General features: G+C 45.8%; 3 protein-coding genes. All 3 read left to right on the top strand.

The window, feature by feature from the left end; all coding sequences use genetic code 11:
- Nucleotides 1-641, top strand: a 641-nt coding sequence (locus ABYB02_RS16575; RefSeq protein WP_372763472.1) for an ABC transporter permease subunit, incomplete at its 5' end; no start/stop codon positions are given.
- Nucleotides 642-1,634: an oligopeptide/dipeptide ABC transporter ATP-binding protein gene (locus ABYB02_RS16570; protein WP_372763471.1), complete on the top strand. Its 993-nt coding sequence runs from the start codon at nucleotides 642-644 to the stop codon at nucleotides 1,632-1,634.
- Entirely contained in the window at nucleotides 1,634-2,395 is a 762-nt protein-coding gene (locus tag ABYB02_RS16565) for an ATP-binding cassette domain-containing protein (protein WP_372763470.1), read from the top strand. Before ABYB02_RS16570 ends, ABYB02_RS16565 begins: the two co-directional genes overlap by 1 nt.
- Nucleotides 2,396-2,497: the final 102 nt, after the last annotated feature.

Here is a 2,497-nt window from a genome sequence, read left to right as displayed (position 1 = left end):
GCGACGTGTTATCGCGCTTAATGAACGGCACCACCTATACCTTTGGGTTATCGATTGTTGCCGCCCTGCTCACCACTATCATTGGCGTGTTAGTGGGCACGTTTGCCGGTATTAGTCATGGACTGCGTTCGAGCTTTTTAAATCACTTACTCGATATCACCTTGTCTATTCCTTCGTTATTGTTAGCCATTATTATTATCGCCATACTGGGTCCGGGGCTAATGAACACCGTGTGGGCCATTATATTAGCGCTGCTGCCACAGTTTATTCATTCAATTCGTAATTTAATTGTTGATGAGCTTGGCAAAGACTACATTACCGCCTACAAACTGGATGGCGCGTCTAATTGGCATATTTTATCGCGCGGTATTTATCCTAATATTTATGAATATATCGTGGTTATTTTTACCATGGCGTTGTCGACCGCCATTTTAGATATTGCTGCGCTTGGCTTTTTAAAGCTGGGTGCACAACCGCCAACGACCGAATGGGGCGCCATTTTAGCCGAAAACCTCGGGCTGATATATCTGGCCCCGTGGACAGTTGCACTCCCAGGCGTATTGCTGTTTTTAGCGGTGCTGTCTACTAACTTAGTCGGTGATGGACTTCGCCAAGTATTACAAGCGCGTAAGGCTGATTAAATGCAATTACTAGATGTGCGAAACCTAACCATTGAATTACACACCTCTGAAACGGTGATAAGAGCCGTAGACAGGGTCAGCTTCAGCCTAAAAGAAGGTGAAGTGCATGCTTTGGTCGGTGAGTCTGGCTCAGGAAAAAGCCTCATTGCTAAAGCGATTGTTGGCGTACTGAATGAGCGCTGGGTAATTTCTGCCGACAGAATTCACTGGCGCGGCGTTGACTTAATGCGCTTAACCCCAGAGCAACGGCGTAAAATAGTGAGCCAAGATATTGCGATGATTTACCAAGATCCCAGTCGCTGCTTGGACCCGACCGCGAAAATATTTGACCAAATAGCCGAAACGCTCCCAAAAACGGCTACTAAAGGGTTTTTCTTAAAGCGTAACCGCGAACGGAAAGACCGCGTTAAAGCGCTGATCCACAAAGTGGGTATTAAAAATCATGAGTCGGTGCTAAGCAGTTACCCCCATGAGCTGTCTGAAGGGGTATGCCAAAAAGTCATGATTGCCATGGCCATTGCTCGCACTCCGAAACTACTGATTGCCGATGAGCCAACCACCGCGCTCGATAGCACTACCCGCGCGCAAGTGTTTAGGTTACTAAAAAGCTTAAACCAATTAAAAAACATGTCGATTTTAATGATCTCCCACGAGCTCGAAGAAATTGTAAACTGGTCTCACGGTATTCATGTTTTATATTGCGGACAAATGGTAGAAGCCGGCCCCACAGAGCGTATTTTTAAACAACCGCGCCACCCGTATACACAAGCATTATTAAAAAGCTTGCCCGACTACGAGCACGGCTTAGCACACAAAGAACCTTTTTATGCGCTAAAAGGCACCATTCCCACCTTGCAACATTTGCCCATCGGCTGTCGCTTAGGGCCGCGTTGCCCGCAAGCACAAAAAGAATGCGTCATAGCCCCCAAGCTTACTAAACACCAAGGGCATAGCTATGCATGTCACTTTCCACTTATTAAAGAGATGAAATAATGCAACCGCTGTTAAAAGTACAAGCACTTTCTAAAACCTTTAATATACGCGCGGGGTTATTTAGCCATAAAAAGTTTGAGGTGTTAAAAAACATTTCATTTGGGGTTGGTAAAGGCGAAACCATTGCCATCATAGGCGAAACAGGCGCAGGTAAAAGCACCTTAGCAAAGTTACTGGCCGGCGCCGGCAGCGCCGATAGCGGGCAAATTCTGCTGGAAAATAATATTATCGAAAACAATGGCGTGCGCGATCCACAGTGTCGCTACATTAGGATGATTTTTCAAGACTCGGCAACCTCGTTAAATCCCGCGTTAACCATTGCTGATATGCTTGATGACTGCCTGCAATTTAACACCGACTTTGATAAGCAACAACGCAGCGAAAAAATAGACAGCACCATGTTAAAGGTCGGCTTGTTAGTAGACCACCAACACTATTATCCGCACATGTTTAGTATTGGCCAATTACAGCGTGTAGCGCTCGCTCGCGCGCTTATACTAGATCCTAAGGTTGTGGTACTTGATGAAGCACTTTCATCACTTGACCCGTCTGTGCGCGCGCAAATCGTAAATTTATTACTTAAGCTACAACAAGAAACTGGCCTCACCTATGTACTGATCACCCATCACCTCAGTTTAGTACGCCACATAAGCGATCAGCTCGTGGTACTGGATCATGGTAAAGTCGTTGAGTACGGCCCCACCGAAACGATATTCCAAAATCCGCAATCGAAAATAACGCAAAAATTATTGAGCTGTTGATAGCGGGCTTTGAGCTTTGAGCTTTGAGCTTTGAGCTTTGAGCTTTGAGCTTTGAGCTTTGAGCTTTGAGCTTTGAGCTTTGAGCTTTGAGCTTTGAGCTTT

The organism is Pseudoalteromonas sp., from assembly GCF_041613455.1.
In the GTDB taxonomy this organism is placed as follows: domain Bacteria; phylum Pseudomonadota; class Gammaproteobacteria; order Enterobacterales; family Alteromonadaceae; genus Pseudoalteromonas.
This window is presented reverse-complemented; position numbering and strand designations above follow the sequence as displayed.